A 17,394-nucleotide genomic window follows, 5' to 3' on the forward strand; every position below is an offset into this window, starting at 1 on the left:
CGATAGTGCTATTGGGGCCAGGCCCCATAATGTCGAGTAGTGGCGGCATAAAAAAACCGGCCCTTGCGGAGCCGGTTTTTTTTGTTACTGCTTGTAACAGCCGTTATCCGGCCGTTATTTCAATCCTTACTTCAACTGCTCGTGCAGCAACACCAGAATCTTCTCGCCGGTCGGCGTCAATTCCGGTTTACCGTCGTTGCTCAGCACGCCAACTTTGCTGATGCTGCCTTCGCCGGCCTTGACCGTGATGCGGTAGCGCTGCGCTTCCTTATCCTTGTCCGAATTCCAGCTGAACAGTTTCGAGAAGAAGCCTTTCGCGGTGCCTGCATCCTGATCCACATAACGGACGAAGTAAATGCCATTGACGCGGTCGCGGTCTTCCACCGTGAAGCCTGCGCGGTCCAGCGCCAGGCCCACGCGGCGCCACGAGCGGTCGAAGCCTTCATCGACTTCCACGTGACGGGTGTCGCCCGCGCCCTTCAGCGACGCGTGCAGCGGTTGCAGGGCCGCGTTATCGACGGCCGTGCGCGCCTGCGCCTCATCCTTGCCGCCGCCCAGCTTGGTCATCAGTTTGGCCAGGAACAAGGCTTCCAGGTTCGGGTCGTTCGGGCGCGCGGTCCACTGGGTGGATTCCTTTTGCGCGCCAACGATGACTTCCTGTGCGCCACGGTGGCTGATGTAGATTTCCGTGGTGCCATCCGGCAGGCGCTCGAGGCGGGTGCGGTACTTGTCGCGCTCGCCGCTGCCATACAGGCCGTCAAACACCTTGCCGATCGAATTGCGGATGAAGTCTTGCGGGATCTTCGCGCGGTTCTCATTCCATTCGGTTTCCAGGATGCCGGCCGCCGGCGCATCCACCGCCAGGGTGAAGCCCGACTCTTCCCAGAAGCCCTTCAGTTGCGGCCACAATTGCTCCGGCGCCTGCTTGACCACCAGCCAACGCTGGTTGCCTGCACGCACGACGCGCACGCTGTCGGAACCGGTGGTCGCGACTTCGTTGGCGGGCGCCGCCTGCACGGCCGCCGGGCCAGTGCCGCGCGCCGCGTTGTAGCCGGAAGCAGTGGCCACGCCACGGTTCGAATCCGGCAGCGAATAGCGGTTATCTTTCTGCAATTGCGTCAAATCCGGCGGAACATCCAGGGTGCTGGCTTTCTTTGCCGATTTGTAATCCACCTTGTCGGTGCCAACCACCGAGCTGATCATGCCGCAACCGGTCAGGCTAACGGTAAGGGCGGCCAGGACCAGGCCGCGCTGCGGAGTAAGGGAAGCTGTCTTGCGAATAGTCATGTTTTACTGGAATAAGAGTCCGCTCGGGCCGAGGGCTCAGTTAATCAGGCCGGCTTCGCGCAGCGCGCTGCGCACGGACTCGTGGAACTCGGTGGCCAGCGGCACCAGCGGCAGGCGGATACCGGCAGGCATCATGCCCATTTCCGCCAGTGCCCATTTCACTGGCACAGGATTTGGCTCGATGAACAGCTTCTGGTGCAGCGCGAACACTTTATTGTTCAGTTCCAGAGCCTTGGCGATCTCGCCTTCCATCGCGGCTTTGCACATTTCGTGCATGATTTTTGGCGCGACGTTGGCCGTCACCGAGATATTGCCCTTGCCGCCCGCCAGCATCAGCGACACGGCGGTCGCGTCATCGCCCGAATACACGGCAAACGACTTCGGCGCCAGGCGCAGCAAGTCCAGGCCGCGGCCGATATTGCCGGTCGCATCTTTCACGCCGATGATGTTCGGAATCGCCGCCAAACGCAGGATGGTGTCGTTCGACATGTCGGCCACGGTGCGGCCCGGCACGTTGTACAGGATCACCGGCAAGTCCACCGCTTCGGCAATCGCCTTGAAGTGCTGGTACATGCCTTCCTGGGTCGGACGGTTGTAGTAAGGAACCACTTGCAGGGTCGCATCGGCGCCCGCTTCTTTCGCGTATTGCGTCAGCTTGATGGCTTCGGCCGTCGAATTGCCGCCCGCGCCAGCGATGATCGGGATGCGGCCCTTGGCATATTCAACAGTCGCTTTGATCAGTGCGCAGTGTTCTTCGACACTGACCGTCGCCGATTCACCCGTGGTGCCGGCGATGACGATGGCATCGGTGCCTTCGGCAATATGCCAGTCAACCAGCTTGTTCAAACCCGGATAATCCAGACTGCCGTCTGCGTTCATCGGGGTGACAATTGCTACTATGCTGCCCTTAATCATAGGAATGATAAACAGTAAGATAAAACAACGATTGTAGACGATAGCCTGCCGCAGGTGGCTGGCATATCACATATATTCACATATTAAAAAGCCGGCAAAAGTGCGGCAACACGCGGGAATTCCGCCTTCACAGCCACGATGCGCTGCACCAGCGCCGGTTTTGGCGTTTCCACCAGGCCGTCCTCGAAAGCAATCACGCGCAATCCGTGCTGCGCAGCCCAACCCAGCAGTTCGCCGGGTGTCAACAGGTATGCCGGGTTCGACGGTTTGCCGAACTGGCCGTTGCCTTCAGAAAAAGTTTCATAAATTAAAACACCATTCGGCGCCAGGCTGCCGACCATGTCGGCAATCAGCGGACGGTGCAGGTAATTGGTGACCACGATGCCGGCAAAGCGCTCCGGGCCGAATGGCCAGACCGCGTCGTCCGCTTCCAGGTCGATTTGCGAAGTGACGATACCCTGGCCGGCCGCTTCCACCAGCGCATCGGCGTTCTGGTCCACCGCCACCACGGCGTGGCCCAGCGCCGCCAAGTGGCGCGCATGGCGGCCGGTGCCGCAAGCCAGGTCCAGCACATCGCCACTGGGAATCAAGGGGGCGAAGCGTTGCACCCACGGGGAAATCACATCACTCATCAACCTCTCCTACGGACCGGACGTCAAAAATCACCATTAAAAATAACTGAGACCCATTGCTTCGCGCACATCGCGCATGGTTTCCTGGGCCAGCTTGCGGGCCACGTCATTGCCGTCCGCGACAATGGCGCGCACCAGCGACGGGTCGTCCAAATACGGCTGGGCCCGTTCGTGCATGGGTTCCTGTTCCCGGATGATAGCGTCAATCACGGGCTGTTTACATTCAATACAACCGATACCGGCGGACTTGCAGCCCTTCACCACCCATTCCTGGGTGGCGTTATCGGAATACACCTGGTGGAATTGCCAGACCGGGCAATTGGCCGGGTCACCCGGATCGGACCGGCGCACCCGGGCCGGGTCGGTCGGCATGGTGCGGATTTTCTTGGTGACGACATCCTTCTCTTCACGCAACGCAATGGCGTTACCGTAACTCTTGGACATCTTGCGGCCATCGAGGCCCGGCAGGCGCGACGCCGCCGTCAGCTTCGCGTGCGGCTCCACCAGGATCAGCTTGCGGCTGCCTTCCAGGTAGCCGAACAGGCGTTCGCGGTCCACCATCGACAGGTTGTGCGCGTCATCAAGCATGGCCTTGGCCTGTTCCAGCGCCTCGGCATCGCCATCTTGCTGGAACTGGGTGCGCAATTCGTTGTACAGGCGCGCACGCTTGCTGCCGAGCTTTTTCACGGCATCTTGCGCTTTTTCCTCGAAACCCTTTTCTTTTCCGTACAAATGATTAAAACGCCGCGCAATTTCACGCATCATTTCAATATGCGGCACTTGGTCGTCGCCCACCGGCACTTCACTCGCGCGGTAAATCAGCACGTCGGCGGCCTGTAACAGCGGATAACCGAGGAAGCCGTACGTTGCGAGGTCTTTATTGGCCAGATTCTCGATTTGGTCCTTGTACGTCGGGACCCGCTCGAGCCAGCCCAGCGGCGTCGCCATCGACAGCAGCAAATGCAGTTCCGCATGTTCTGGCACCCGCGACTGGATGAACAGGGTCGCCTGCGACGGATCGATCCCGGCCGCCAGCCAGTCCACCAGCATTTCCCACGTGCTGCGCTCGATCACGTCCGGATCGTCGTAATGCGTGGTCAGCGCATGCCAGTCCGCGACAAAGAACAGGCACGGCTGCTCGGCCTGCATCTTGACCCAGTTGGTCAGCGCGCCATGGTAGTGGCCCAGATGCATGGTCCCGGTGGGACGCATGCCGGAGACGACTCGGTCGGGATACATATCAGGTCAGCAAGAATGTGAGGGGATAGACCACCAGGCTGAACAGCCAGACCGTGATGGCCACCAGCGTTCCCAGGAATGGCGTCAGCATGCCGGTATAGCTCAGCAGGATCAGGCCAAGGAACACGAATGGACCATAGCGTTCAATACGGGCAAATGGGCGCGCCAAATCCATCGGCAGCAGGGCCGTCAAAATGCGGCCGCCATCGAGCGGCGGCACGGGAATCAAGTTGAACGCGCACATCACGGCATTGGTCTTGACACCCGCATCGGCGACTTTCAACAGGAATTCTTCCTGTACCCCGAAAGAAATCAGCAAGATCAGCAAGGCCATCCAGGCCACGCCCATGACGAAGTTGGCGGCAGGACCGGCGGCGGCCACAAAGCCCATCTGTTTCTTCGGATTGCGCAGACGGCTGTAATCGACCGGCACCGGCTTGGCATAGCCGAACGCCATGTGCGTGCTCAAGTACAGCAACAGCGGCAAGATCACCGTACCGAACAGGTCGATGTGGTGGATCGGATTGATCCGCAGGCGCCCCTGCTGTTCGGCCGTCGGGTCACCAAAATACCGGGCGGCATAACCATGGGCGGCTTCGTGCAGGGAAATCGCAAACAGGACAGGTATCGCGTAGACCGCGATGTTCTGCATCATGTAACTAAGATCATTCATAACGGAAGATTCTACCAGACCGGCACAACCGGTCCGGCGGGAGGTGATTGGAGGAAAGTTTATCGGGGAAGTTACATGCCCAGCACAGCCGGATCGCCCTGCCCGCGCCGCACCAATTCCGGCTCGTCGCCCGTCAAGTCCACCACGGTGGTCGGCTCAAAGCTGCAGGCGCCGCCATCGACGATCAAGTCAACCTGTTTTTCCAGTCGTTCGCGGATTTCATCCGGATCGGTCAGCGGTTCATCGTCGCCCGGCAAGATCAGGGTGGTGCCCAGCAGCGGCTGCTGCAACTCGCCCAGCAGCATTTCCACGATCGGCGTCGACGGGACGCGCAAGCCGATGGTTTTACGGGACGGGTGCGACAGGCGGCGCGGAACGCAGCGGGTTGCTTCCAGGATGAAGGTGAACGGGCCCGGCGTGGCCGCCTTCAGCATGCGGAACTGTTTATTGTCGACCCGCGCATAGACGCCGATTTCACTGAGATCGCGGCACAGCAACGTCAAATGGTGCTTTTCATCGATGCCGCGGATGCGGCGCAGCCGTTCCACGGCGGCTTTGTCATCCAGGTGGCACACCAGCGCATAGCAGGAATCGGTTGGCAGCGCGACGATGCCGCCGCCATGAATGATTTGCGCCGCCTGTTTGATCAGGCGCAGCTGGGGATTGAGTGGGTGGACCTGGAAATATTGGCTCATATATTCATTTTAACGGTTGATTCAAAATGACCGCAGCTAGGCGCGGCGCCGCAGACAGTGCGCCTGCACGGCAAGGCGCCGCAACAACGCTGCGGGCGTTTTGAAACGGCCGTCAACGCGGCAGCCTCTGCAGGGCTGCGATACGCTCTTCCATTGAAGGGTGAGTGGAAAACAAGGCCGACCAGCCGCCGCCACCGGTGATGCCGGACGCCGCCATGTCTTGCGGCAAGGCGCCGGGTTGCAAGCCGCCCAGGCGCATCAGCGCATGCTGCATCGGCACGCTGCTACCCATCAGGCCGGCCGCGCCGGCATCGGCGCGGAATTCGCGCTGGCGCGAAAACCACGCGACAATGATCGAGGCCAGCAAGCCAAACAAGAGTTCACAAATGACTGTCGTGATGGTGTAGCCGATGCCAGGACGGTAGTCGCCATCGCGGCGGCCACTGAGGGCATGGTCGACAAAATAGCCAACCACGCGCGCCAGGAACACAACAAACGTATTCACCACGCCTTGGATCAGGGTCATGGTCACCATGTCGCCATTGGCCACGTGCGCCACTTCGTGGCCCAGCACGGCTTCGACTTCTTCCCGGTTCATCGATTGCAGCAAGCCGGTCGAGACCGCGACCAGCGCGGAATCCTTGAACGCGCCGGTGGCAAAGGCATTCGGCTCACCGTCATAAATCGCGACTTCCGGCATGCCGATGCCGGCGCGCTGCGACAATTGCTGTACCGTGGACACCAGCCATTGTTCGGTGGAATCACGCGGCGCCTCGATGACGCGGGCGCCCGTGCTCCACTTCGCCATCGGCTTACTGATCAGCAACGAGATAATCGCGCCGGTGAAACCAATCACCAGCGAATAGGCCATCAGGTTACCGAGCTGCAATCCGCCAGCCCCGCCCGGCCGCGCAATGCCCAAGACCGACAGCACCAGCGACAACACCAGCATCACAGCCAGGTTGGTTGCAATAAACAGGACGATACGTTTCATGGTGAACTCGCAGAGAAATGGGTCCGCCGCTTAGATGCGGCTGATGTGACTCAAAAACAAGTTCAGAACCAGTCGTGCCAGACCGGTTTCACATTGGCCGGCAAGGGCGGCAATTCGGCAAAACTCACGCGCGCCTCGCCCGGCGCATGGAAATCCGTGCCGCGCGACGCCAGGAAACCGTAGCGGTTGGCCAGCTCCGCATATTCAGGATACTGGTCCGGCGTGTGGCTGCCCGTCACCACTTCGATGGCCCTGCCGCCCATTTGCTTGAATTCATCAAACAGCACGCCCTGCGCCATGTCGGAAAATTTGTAGCGGCCCGGGTGGGCAATCACGGGGATGCCGCCCGCGCCCAAAATCCACTGCACGGCCTGTTCCAGCGACGCCCAGCGATGTTCCACATAACCCGGCTTGCCTTCGGCCAGGTAGCGCTTGAACACTTCCGACACCGTACGGCACTTGCCCAACTCCACGATATAGCGGGCAAAGTGGGTACGGGAAATCAAATCCGGGTTGTCGACATATTTCAGGGCCCCCTCATACGCGTCCGGAATGCCATGCAGCGCCAGCTGGCGCGCAATTTCATGGCCACGGCGGTCGCGCCCGGAACGGGTCTGGTGCAAACCCTGCACCAGTTGCGGGTTGGTCTCATCGATTTGCAGGCCGACGATATGGACGGTTTCCCCCGCCCACGTAATGGAAATTTCCACGCCCGGCACGAAACGCATGCCTTGTTCCGCCGCCGCCTGGCGCGCGGCCGGAATGCCACTGACTTCATCGTGGTCGGTCAGCGCCCACACGTCCACCCCGCCCTGGCGCGCCACCTGCGCGACTTTCGCGGGCGGCAGCACACCGTCAGAGACGTTGGAGTGGCAATGCAAGTCGACTTTCAACATATAGTTACAAATCGCTGGGAACAGGGGAAGTCATCATTGTACCCCGCCCTTGCCAATTGTCAGGCGAGAAACTCTTCCAGCATGGCGGCTAGTTGTTCCGGCTGGTCATGGTGCAGCATATGGCCAGCGTTATCGATCATTTTCGCCGTCACGTTGGCCAGGTGGCCCAGGCGCCGGTCCACCTCCACCCGCGCCTCCTCCTTCGGCCCCATCCACAGCCACATATTGGTATTGGAGGCCTCCACCCACAGCACCGGCGCGGTAATGGCGCGCCAGCAGGCCATCACTTCTTCCACGTGGTACAGCAGCGGACTGGTGCGCTTATGGGCGGAATCGCCCAGGATGCGCCACTGGCCATCCGCATCCTGCGCCGACCAGTGCTGCGCCAGGAACGTGGCGCGGTCGTCGCGCAGTCGGGGATTGGTCTTTTGCAAGCGGCTCGCCACCCCGGCCAGGTCGGGATAGCCCTTCATTTCCTGCGGTTCCAGCAATTCATCCATCCATTTCGCATAGCGGCCCGGCGCCTGGTCCGGCGTCGTGGATTTCAAGCCAAAGCCTTCCAGGTTGATCAGGCGGCGGATGCGCGCCGGGCGCGCGCCCGCATACAGGCCGACAATATTGCCGCCCATGCTGTGGCCGAGCAGGTTGACCGCGCCGTCCGGCTGGTAATGGCGCAAGATCGCATCGAGGTCGCCCAAATAATCCGGGAACCAGTAGGTATCGACCTTGGGCGCTTCAGTCAGGCCGAAACCGCGCCAGTCCGGCGAAATCACATGCCAGTCGCCCTGCAGGCAATCGGCGACAAACTGGAACGAGGCCGACACATCCATCCAGCCGTGCACCATGAAAATCTTGGGTGCGCCTTCCCTGCCCCAGTGACGGATATGCGTGCGCACGCCGCGTACATCAATGAATTCGGAGCGGGACGGTTTATGCATGGGATTCCACCTTGAAAGGAGCGCACATGGCGCCATATGGGACTGCTGAAGCCGGGATGACAGGTTTTCCTGGCGGCCAGTCCAGAGTTTAGCACGATCGTGCGAAAATCGCAGATCCCGCCAGTCCGGAGCCATTTTGCCGGGTTTTGGCGGACTCGGCGCAACCTCGGCGTAAAATAGCGGTATTCCCCCATCTTCAAGGCATTCCATGACGATCTACCAATTGGGCGATCACGCGCCCGACATTGATGCATCGGCTTTTGTGGCTGACAATGCGACCCTGATCGGTAAAGTCACCTTGCGCGCGAATGCGTCGGTTTGGTATGGCGCGACCCTGCGCGGCGACAATGAACGCATCACCATCGGTGAAAACAGCAATGTGCAGGAAGGCGCCGTGATGCATACCGACATGGGTTACCCGCTCGACGTGGGCAACAACGTGACCATCGGCCACCAGGCCATGCTGCATGGCTGCACCATTGGCGACGGCTCGCTGATTGGCATCCAGGCCGTGGTGCTCAATGGCGCCAAGATCGGCAAAGGCTGCCTGGTCGGCGCCGGCGCGCTGGTCACGGAAGGCAAGGAATTCCCGGACAACCAGTTGATCATCGGCTCGCCGGCCAAGGCCGTGCGCACCTTGACGCCGGACGATGTCGCCCGCCTGCAAGGCAGCGCCGACAGCTACGTGCAGCGCGGCAGGCTGTTCAAAACGCAACTGAAACAACTCGACCACCTGGGTGCGGGGCCTTCAGGCCGGGCATCCATATAATAAATAACCTGGGTGCGGGGCCTTCAGGCCGGGCATCCATATATCAGGAAAAACAATGAGCAAGACCCCAGACCTCGCGACCAGCCAGGACACGCTGCAAAAATTCATCTTTGAAAACGCCACCGTGCGCGGCGAGCTGATCGACGTCTCCGCCACCTGGCGCGAAATCCAGGCCCGCCACGATTACCCGGCGCCGGTGCGCCGCCTGCTGGGCCAGATGGTGTCGGCGGCGGCGCTGCTGTCGGCCAATTTGAAATTCAACGGTTCCATCGTCATGCAAATCCATGGCGACGGTCCGGTGCGCCTGCTGGTGGTGGAATGCGATGCGCAACTGCGCCTGCGCGCCACGGCCAAGCTGCGCCATGACGCGGTGGTCAGCGACGATGCCGGCCTGACCCGCCTGCTGAATGAACATGGCAAAGGCCGCTTCATCATCACGCTCGATCCGGCCGAAAAAGTGCCGGGCCAGCAGCCGTACCAGGGCATCGTGCCGCTGGACGCGGACGACGTCGCCACCGTGATCGAACATTACATGCTGCGTTCCGAACAGCTCGATACGCGCCTGTGGCTGGCGGCCGACGACAGCGTGTCGCGCGGCATGCTGCTGCAAAAACTGCCGCACCATGGCGGCAAGGCCGAAGCGCAGCCGGTGTCGGCCGACGAAGCGCTGGAAACCTGGAACCGCGCCGTGGTGCTGGGCTCGACCCTGAAAGAAGAGGAAATGCTGGGCACCACGATCGACGTGCTGATCCAGCGCCTGTTCTGGGAAGAGACCATCCGCGTGTTCGATCCGGTCCACCCGTCGTTCCACTGCAGCTGCACCCGCGAAAAAGTCGGCAACATGCTGAAAACGCTGGGCAAGCCGGAAATCGACAGCGTGCTCGAAGAACTGGGCACGGTCGCCATCAATTGCGACTTCTGCGGCAAGCACTACGAGTATGACAAGGTCGATTGCGCGCAACTGTTCGCCAGCGATGAACCGGCCGAAGCACTGATCCACGCGGGCGAAGCCAAGCACTGACGCGGGTGGTCCAGGCCACCGCCTGGACCGGCAATCCGCGCCGTCACTCCGTAGGGCGGTTTGGCTTCATCAAGCCGCCACGCCGGCATCCCGATACCGCCCGCCCTGGTGACGACGCCAGCACGGCGGCTTCCGCCAAGGCTCGGCGCCCCCGGCGGAAACCACCCTACGGAATACCGCCAGCGACAAGTTACCAAACGGCCCAATCCCCTCACATTTTGGAGTATCCTGAGCGCCTTTCCGACTTCGCTCAGGATACTTTCATGCTGCCACACCGTTTCGCGATCACGGTCCTTGCCGCCAGCCTGCTGGCCGCATCCATCACCACCAGTCCGGCCCTGGCAGCGCCGGCAACCAAGCGTGCCGCTGCGCAGCAGGCCAGCCCGGTCCAGCGCCAGCTGGCGCAACTGGCCAAAGAATTCCACGTCGCCCGCGCCCGTTTCGATCCGTTGCTGTTTGCCACCGCCAACGGCGACAGCCGATACAACGACCAGATCGGCATGGCCATCGCCCCCGCCGTACGGGCCAAGCAATTCGCCACGTACCGCCAGATGCAAACGCGCCTGGCCGCGATACCGCGCACGCAATTGCCGGGTCGGGACCAGATGACCCTGGACTTGCTGGCCTATGAACTGGAAGCCGCCCTGGCGCTGGCGCCGTTCCCCGAACACTTGCTGCCGCTGAACCACTTCGACAACATCCCCAGCACCCTGGCCAATTACGCGGGCGGCACCGGTTCCCAGCCGCTCGGCACGGTCAAGCAATACCAGGATTACCTGAGCCGCGTGCGCCAGCTGGCGCCATGGATCGACCAGGCCATCGCCAACATGCGCGAAGGCGTCAAGCAAGGCATCGTGCAACCGAAGAGCATCACGCAGGCGATGCTGCCGCAAATGGCCGCGCTGAAAAGCGCCACGGTGGAAACCAGCGCCTACTACTCGCCGGTTAAACGCATGCCTGCAGCGTTTTCCGCCGCCGACAAGGCCCGCCTGACGCGCGATTACCGCGCCGCCGTGAACCAGCTCAACCCCGCTTTGGCCCGCCTGGCGCGCTTCCTGGAAACCGAATACCTGCCCGCCAGCCGTGACAGCACCGGCTGGAGCGCGCTGCCGAACGGCGACAAGTGGTATGCGGCCCGCATCAACGACAGCACCAACCTGCCCTTGACGCCGCAGGCCGTGCACGACCTGGGCCTGAAGGAAGTGGCGCGCATCAGCGGCCAGATGCAGGGTTTGATGGGCAAGCTTGGTTACGATGGCCCGGCGCAGGCGTTCCCGCAGTGGGTGCGCGACCAGAAGCAGTTCAAGCCATTTACCACCGAAGCGGAAGTGCTCGACACCTACCGCAAGATGTACGATGCACTGCAAAGCAAACTGCCGGCGTATTTCACGCTGGTGCCGAAATCCAAACTGGTGGTGGAGCTGGAACCGGAACTGACGCGCGCCACCGCGTCCGACCACTACACGCCGCCGGCCGCCGACGGATCGCACCCGGGCGTGTTCTGGGCCGTGGTCAACGATCCGAGGGATTACAGCCGCACCGGCATGGCCAGCCTGCTGCTGCACGAAGGCGTGCCGGGCCACCACTTCCACGCCGCGCTGCTGAAGGAAATGCCGCTGCCGGACTTCCGCATGTTCAGCACGGAAAACCAGAACAACGCGGCCTACACGGAAGGCTGGGCCCTGTACGCGGAAACCCTGGGCAAGGATTTCGGCCTGTATGACGACCCGGTGTCGTACTACGGCCACCTGAACGCGGAAATGCTGCGCGCCGTACGCCTGGTGGTGGACACCGGCATGCACGCGCTGGGCTGGAGCCGCGAGCAAGCCATCGCCTACATGGTGGAAACGCTGGGTGTGTCCGAAGCCCGCGCGAAAAACCAGATCGAGCGCTACATGGTCTGGCCGGCGCAGGCGCTCAGCTACAAGGTCGGTTCGCTGAAGATCCTCGAGTTGCGCGACAAGGCGCAGCGTGAACTGGGCAGCAAATTCAGCTACCCGGCGTTCCACGCGGTGGTGCTGGGCGAAGGCACCTTGCCGCTGCCCCTGCTTGAAGCGCGAGTCAGCGCGTGGATTACGCTCAGTAAATAAGCCCGCCCCCGCGCGACGAAAGTCAGGCCGCCTCGCGCTGGTAACTGCGCGAGGCGGCCAGCAAACTGCGCGTGTAAGGATGGCTGGCCGCGCCGGAGCGCAGCAATTCACTGTCGAGCGTATCGACAATGCGCCCCTGCTGCATCACCGCCAGCCGCTGGCACATGTGCACCACCACGCCCAAATCGTGCGTCACCAGCAGGTACGTCAACCCTTCCCGCAGCCGCAACTCTTCCAGCAAATTCAGGATTTCCGCCTGCACCGACACGTCCAGCGCCGACGTCGGCTCGTCGAGCAGCAGGATGCGGGGCGACAGGATCAGCGCCCGCGCGATCGCGACGCGCTGCCGCTGCCCGCCCGACAGCTGGTGCGGATAGCGGTAGCGGAACGAGGGATTCAGCCCGACCCGGACCAGGATGTCGCACACGCGGTCATCGATCTCGCCGATGCCGTGGATTTTTAAAGGTTCCGACAGCGCGGTATCGATCGTGTGGCGCGGATGCAGCGAGCCATACGGGTCCTGGAACACCATCTGCATCAGCCGGCACCGCTCGCGGTCGATGCGGTGGCCCAGCCCCTGGCCATCGATGCTCATGGCGCCCTGCCAGTGCGTATGCAATCCCGCCAGGCAGCGCAACACCGTGCTCTTGCCGGAACCGGATTCGCCCACCAGCCCGAACACTTCGCCCTCCTTCACGTCGAAGCTCACGTCATGCAGCACTTGGTGGTCGCCAAATGACAGCGCCAGCCGGTCTACGGTAATCATGTCGTTTCCTTTCATGCTGTCAACCAGCTAGGGTCGCGCCGCAGCACCGGCAAGATGGGGCGTTTCACATCGATCGAAGGCAGCGCCGCCAGCAAGCCGCGCGTGTACGGGTGCTGCGCACGGTCGAGGTCCGCCGCCGCGATGGTTTCCACCACGCGGCCCGCATACATGACCAGCACGCGGTCGCAAAAACTGCGCACCAGGTTCAAGTCATGGCTGATGAAAATCAGCCCCAGCCCGCGCTCTTCCACCAGTTCATCGAGCACCGACAGCACCTGCGAGCGCACCGACACATCGAGCGCGGAAGTCGGCTCGTCGGCAATCACCAGTTCCGGGTTCGGGATCAGCATCATGGCAATCATGATGCGCTGCCCCATGCCGCCGGAAATCTCGTGGGGATACAAGTCGTAGACGCGCTGCGGCTCGCGGATGCGCACCTTTTCCAGCATGGCGATGACCTGTTCCCGCACTTGCGCCTTCGGCACTTTCTGGTGCACCAGCACCGCCTCGGCGATCTGGTCGCCAACCCGCATCACCGGGTTCAGCGAATACTTCGGGTCTTGCATGATCATCGACATGCGCCGTCCGCGCAGCGCGCGCATCTGCCGTTCATCGGCGCGCAGCAAATCCACGTCGCCAAAGCGCAGGGTGCGCGCTTCGATCCGGGCGCTGGCCGGATGCAGCTTCAGCAAGGCACGGCCCACAGTGGATTTGCCGGAGCCCGATTCGCCAACGATCGCCAGCTTTTCCCGGCCCACCTTGAACGACACGCCGCGCACGGCGTCGACCAGGCCGTCGCGGGTGGCGAAGCGCACCCGCAAATCGTCCGCTTCCAGCTTGATGTTGTTATCCAAAGCATTCTCCTCAGCTGCGTGGGTCGAAAATGTCCCGCAAGCCATCACCCAGCAAATTAAAGGCCAGGCTGACCAGCATGATGGCGGCGCCCGGCATGGCGACCAGCCACCAGCATTCCATCATGTAGCGCCGCCCGGCGGAAATCATCGCGCCCCACTCCGGCGACGGCGGTTGCGAGCCCAGTCCCAGGAAACCCAGGCCCGCCGCCGTCAGGATGATGGACGCCATGTTCATCGTCAGTCGCACCAGCACCGACGACAGGCACAGCGGCGCGATATGGCGCACCAGGATGCGCATCGGCGATGCGCCCTGCAATTGCACGGCGGCGATGAAATCGGCCTTGCGCAGCGAGCGGGTTTCGGCCCGCGCCAGCCGCGCAATCGGCGGCCACGCGGTCAGGGCGATGGCGATCACCGCATGTTCCAGTCCCGGTCCCAGCGCGGCCACGAAGGCCAGCGCCAGCACCAGGCTGGGGAACGAGATGAAGATATCGGTGATGCGCATGAACAGCGTATCGATCCAGCCGCCGAAGTAGCCTGACGCCGCGCCCACGGCCAGCCCGATCGGGCCGACCACCACCGTCACCAGCGCCACGATGTACAGCGTGGTGCGGGCGCCGTAGACCAGGCGGCTGAAGGTGTCGCGTCCATATTCGTCGGTGCCGAACCAGTGCGCGGCGCCAGGCGCCTGCAAGGTGGCGTATAAATCCTGGCGCAGCGGATCGTGGGTGGCGACCCACGGCGCGCACAGGGCGACCGTCACCAGCAGCACAACCACGACCAGTCCGGCCAGGGTCATGGGATTGCGCAGCAGGTGGTGCAGTGCGCGGCGCACGGTATCGCGCAGCGCCGAGGCGGCCGATTCCGCCACCGCGGCGGAGGTGGCGGATGCGGGCGGACTGGCGGGAGCGGCGGAAGGTTGGGACATGGCAGTGTTGAGCATCAGTGCATCCGTGGGTCAAATACCTGGTACAGGGCGTCCGAGATGAGATTGAGCGTGACGAAGATGATGCCGACCAACAGCACACAGCCCATCACGGAATTCATGTCGCCCAGCAGCAGGCTGTTGGTCAAGTATTGGCCGAAACCGGGCCACGCAAACACGGTCTCGATCAGCACCGCGCCTTCCAGCAAGCCGCCATAGGCCAGCGCCACGATGGTCAGCAATTGCACCAGGATGTTGCGGAACGCGTGGCGCCAGATCACGGCGGCTTCCGACAGGCCCTTGACGCGCGCCGCCAGGATGTATTCCTGCGACAGTTGCGCCAGCATGAAACTGCGCGTCATGCGGCTGATGTACGCCATCGAGTGCAGGCCCAGGATGCAGGCCGGCAGCACGATGTGCTGCACGCTGCTGGCGAAGGCGTCCCAATTGCCGGACAACAGCGTGTCGACCAGCAGCAGTCCCGTCACGCGGGGAATCGCGCCATCGAACGCCAGCGCGATCCGGCCGGACCCGCCGGCCCAGCCCAGCCACGCATAGAACACCAGCAAGCCCATCATCGCGAACCAGAACACCGGCGTCGAATGCCCGGCCAGGCTGATGACGCGCACCGCATGGTCGCCCAGGCGGCCGCGCCGGCTGGCGGCAAACACGCCCAGCGGCACACCGAGCGCGGTGCCGACCACGATGGCGAGCGTGGCCAGTTCCACCGTGGCGGGGAACACGCGGGCAATGTCGTCGCTGACGGCATTACCGGTCAACAGTGACGTGCCCAGGTTGCCCTGCGCCAGTTCGCCGATGTAATGGCCAAACTGCACCAGCAGCGGGCGGTCCAGCCCCAGCTGCTCTTGCACTTGCTGGTAGGTTGACGCATCCGCGTCCGGGCCGACTATCGCCAGCACCGGGTCGATCGGCATCACGCGGCCGATAAAGAACGTCAGCACCAGTAAACCCAGCAGGGTCGCCCCGGTACTCAGCAGGCGGGTCCGCCAGGCGGCCGCGCCTTTCTTCAATCCATTCATGGCTTGATCCTCATGGCCTCATCCTTATAGACGTCGCGCAGCAAGGTGGTGGCGGACGGGTGGCCCACATAGCCGTGCACGCGGCGGCTCAGCACCACAGTGTCGACCATTTGCGCGATCGGCTGGATCGCGCCCACTTCGCTGTCATACAGTTGCTGCACTTCGCGATACATCGCCAGCTGCGCCGTTTCATCGCGCTCGCGCACCGCCTGTTCGATCAGGCGGTTGATCGCGTCGTGGTGGAACGAGGTGCGCCAGCCCTGGAAATTGGTCAACCGGGCCGCATCGCGGTTGTCCGGGTTGTACACCATCGCGCGCAGGTTGGCGTGCGGGTGCGGTTCCACCCCGCCCCCGCCACGGCCCACGACGATTTCAAATTTCCGGTCGCGCATCGAGCCATAGACCTGGTTGCCGGTGCCTGGCAGGATGGCAGCGTCAATCCCCGCTTGCGCCAGGGTCGCCTGCAGCGCGGTGGCGATATTGATCATCGGCGGATCGGACAGGACGCGGATGGTGGTGTGGAACCCGTTCGGGTAGCCGGCGTCGGCCAGCAGCTTGCGCGCGCCCGCCACGTCCAGTTTGTAGCCGGGATCGGGCAGGGTCGATGCCAGCCCGCTCATGACGGGGCGCTGGTGTGCCACGCCATAGTGCGGCATGATGGCCTGGTTGATGCCGTCGTAATCGATCAGCTTGCGCAGCGCCAGCCGCACGCGCTTGTCCGCATAGCGGGCATCCTTCAGGCTGAGCGCCACGTAATACGTGTTGCCGCGCTTGACCGGTTGCACCACCACGCGCCCCTCATGCTTGAGCGCCTCGATATCCGGCGCCGCCATGCCGGCCGCCAGGTCGACATCGCCACGGTCGATCATGAACCGCAGCGACAGCGATTCCGGCACGTGGCGCATCACCACCCGGCGCAACTTCGCGGGGCCGCGCCAGTAACCGTCATAGCGGTCCAGCAGCATGGCGTCCTTGGCGCGCCATTCCGTCAGGACGAACGGGCCGGAACCCGCCGCGTGCGTCAGCAGCCATGCCGCGCCCAGGTCGCCGTTTTTCTGGTGCGCCAGCACCGTGTCTCGGTCGAGGATGGCGGAACTGACGGACGTGCCCAAGGTGTACAGCACCATTTTCGGGTCGGTCGGTTCCGGCAGCACGATGCGCAGGGTGCGCGCATCGGGGGCCGTGATCAGCTGCTCGGCATTGGCTTTACTAAAACCATAGCTTTTCCATGGCGACGCCATGGCCAGGTTCAGTTTCAGCACCCGGTGCAGCGACCAGGCGGCGTCGTGCGCCGTCAGCAGGCGGCCGCTTTTGAATCGCACGCCGTCACGCAGGGTCAGCGTGATGCTGTTGCGGTCGGGAGCGATCTCCCACTTTTCCGCCAGGGCCGGCTTGACGATAGTGAGGTCGTGCGGATCGAGTTCGACCAGGTAATCGTACAGGTTGGCCACCACGCCCAGCACGTCGTTGCCGGTGGCGCCGGCCGGATCGAGCGACAGCAAGTTGTTCATGTTCATGCCGATCACCAGCTGGTCGCGCGGCGTGGCCGCTTGCACGGGCGCGGCGCTGATCGCCAGCGCAAGCGCCATGGCCGGCGCGGAGCGCAGCAGCGGCGCAAGGGACAGCCACTTGAAAAGAGTTGCGAAGTGCATGCCCGCGC

General features: G+C 62.9%; 17 protein-coding genes. 3 read left to right on the plus strand and 14 right to left on the minus strand.

The annotated features are described in order from the left end of the window. Window positions 1-126 precede the first annotated feature (126 nt). The 9 genes from bamC to AC1RRC_RS23395 all read right to left on the minus strand — a co-directional run bounded on the left by bamC (window position 127) and on the right by AC1RRC_RS23395 (window position 8,269). Window positions 127-1,287, minus strand: coding sequence for an NlpB/DapX family lipoprotein (gene bamC, locus AC1RRC_RS23355; protein WP_493057925.1), 1,161 nt, complete (start codon window positions 1,285-1,287; stop codon window positions 127-129). A gap of 36 nt (window positions 1,288-1,323) precedes the next feature. After that, complete coding sequence (dapA, locus tag AC1RRC_RS23360) at window positions 1,324-2,202, minus strand: 4-hydroxy-tetrahydrodipicolinate synthase (protein ID WP_493057926.1); 879 nt, start codon at window positions 2,200-2,202, stop codon at window positions 1,324-1,326. An 83-nt stretch (window positions 2,203-2,285) separates the two neighbouring features. After that, complete coding sequence (locus tag AC1RRC_RS23365) at window positions 2,286-2,834, minus strand: class I SAM-dependent methyltransferase (RefSeq protein ID WP_493057927.1); 549 nt, start codon at window positions 2,832-2,834, stop codon at window positions 2,286-2,288. A 36-nt stretch (window positions 2,835-2,870) separates the two neighbouring features. After that, complete coding sequence (locus tag AC1RRC_RS23370; protein WP_493057928.1) at window positions 2,871-4,073, minus strand: tryptophan--tRNA ligase; 1,203 nt, start codon at window positions 4,071-4,073, stop codon at window positions 2,871-2,873. A gap of 1 nt (window position 4,074) precedes the next feature. Beyond that, on the minus strand, window positions 4,075-4,728 hold the full coding sequence (locus AC1RRC_RS23375) for a site-2 protease family protein (protein WP_493057929.1): 654 nt from the start codon (window positions 4,726-4,728) through the stop codon (window positions 4,075-4,077). 89 nt (window positions 4,729-4,817) lie between these two features. Beyond that, window positions 4,818-5,441, minus strand: a complete 624-nt coding sequence (locus AC1RRC_RS23380) for an L-threonylcarbamoyladenylate synthase (protein WP_493057930.1) — start codon at window positions 5,439-5,441, stop codon at window positions 4,818-4,820. 112 nt (window positions 5,442-5,553) lie between these two features. Beyond that, window positions 5,554-6,435, minus strand: coding sequence for a protease HtpX (htpX, locus tag AC1RRC_RS23385; protein ID WP_493057931.1), 882 nt, complete (start codon window positions 6,433-6,435; stop codon window positions 5,554-5,556). A 62-nt stretch (window positions 6,436-6,497) separates the two neighbouring features. Beyond that, window positions 6,498-7,331: a 3',5'-nucleoside bisphosphate phosphatase gene (locus AC1RRC_RS23390; RefSeq protein ID WP_493057932.1), complete on the minus strand. Its 834-nt coding sequence runs from the start codon at window positions 7,329-7,331 to the stop codon at window positions 6,498-6,500. A gap of 59 nt (window positions 7,332-7,390) precedes the next feature. Then, window positions 7,391-8,269, minus strand: coding sequence for an alpha/beta fold hydrolase (locus AC1RRC_RS23395; protein WP_493057933.1), 879 nt, complete (start codon window positions 8,267-8,269; stop codon window positions 7,391-7,393). A gap of 208 nt (window positions 8,270-8,477) precedes the next feature. On the opposite strand from AC1RRC_RS23395, the gene AC1RRC_RS23400 reads away from it, so the two are divergent. From AC1RRC_RS23400 to AC1RRC_RS23410, 3 genes are all read left to right on the plus strand, one after another. Beyond that, window positions 8,478-9,038 carry a gamma carbonic anhydrase family protein gene (locus tag AC1RRC_RS23400; protein WP_493057934.1) on the plus strand — a complete coding sequence of 187 codons (561 nt, stop codon included), beginning with the start codon at window positions 8,478-8,480 and terminating at the stop codon, window positions 9,036-9,038. Window positions 9,039-9,093: 55 nt separating this feature from the next. Beyond that, window positions 9,094-10,059, plus strand: coding sequence for an Hsp33 family molecular chaperone HslO (gene hslO, locus AC1RRC_RS23405; RefSeq protein WP_493057935.1), 966 nt, complete (start codon window positions 9,094-9,096; stop codon window positions 10,057-10,059). A 263-nt stretch (window positions 10,060-10,322) separates the two neighbouring features. Further along, entirely contained in the window at window positions 10,323-12,149 is a 1,827-nt protein-coding gene (locus AC1RRC_RS23410; protein ID WP_493057936.1) for a DUF885 domain-containing protein, read from the plus strand. A gap of 22 nt (window positions 12,150-12,171) precedes the next feature. Here AC1RRC_RS23410 and AC1RRC_RS23415 read toward each other — a convergent pair whose 3' ends face one another. The 5 genes from AC1RRC_RS23415 to AC1RRC_RS23435 are packed head-to-tail and all read right to left on the minus strand — an operon-like array spanning window position 12,172 to window position 17,386. Then, on the minus strand, window positions 12,172-12,915 hold the full coding sequence (locus AC1RRC_RS23415; RefSeq protein ID WP_493057937.1) for an ABC transporter ATP-binding protein: 744 nt from the start codon (window positions 12,913-12,915) through the stop codon (window positions 12,172-12,174). Window positions 12,916-12,926: 11 nt separating this feature from the next. Continuing rightward, window positions 12,927-13,769: an ABC transporter ATP-binding protein gene (locus AC1RRC_RS23420; protein WP_493057938.1), complete on the minus strand. Its 843-nt coding sequence runs from the start codon at window positions 13,767-13,769 to the stop codon at window positions 12,927-12,929. A gap of 10 nt (window positions 13,770-13,779) precedes the next feature. Further along, entirely contained in the window at window positions 13,780-14,697 is a 918-nt protein-coding gene (locus AC1RRC_RS23425; protein ID WP_493057939.1) for an ABC transporter permease, read from the minus strand. A 14-nt stretch (window positions 14,698-14,711) separates the two neighbouring features. Beyond that, a complete protein-coding gene (locus tag AC1RRC_RS23430) occupies window positions 14,712-15,734 on the minus strand; it encodes an ABC transporter permease (protein ID WP_493057940.1) in 1,023 nt (340 codons plus the stop codon). Beyond that, entirely contained in the window at window positions 15,731-17,386 is a 1,656-nt protein-coding gene (locus AC1RRC_RS23435; protein ID WP_493057941.1) for an ABC transporter substrate-binding protein, read from the minus strand. The genes AC1RRC_RS23430 and AC1RRC_RS23435 overlap by 4 nt, the downstream gene beginning before the upstream one ends. Between the last annotated feature and the right edge of the window lie 8 nt (window positions 17,387-17,394).

It is taken from the genome of Pseudoduganella sp. GW821-FHT12E03, assembly GCF_058807115.1.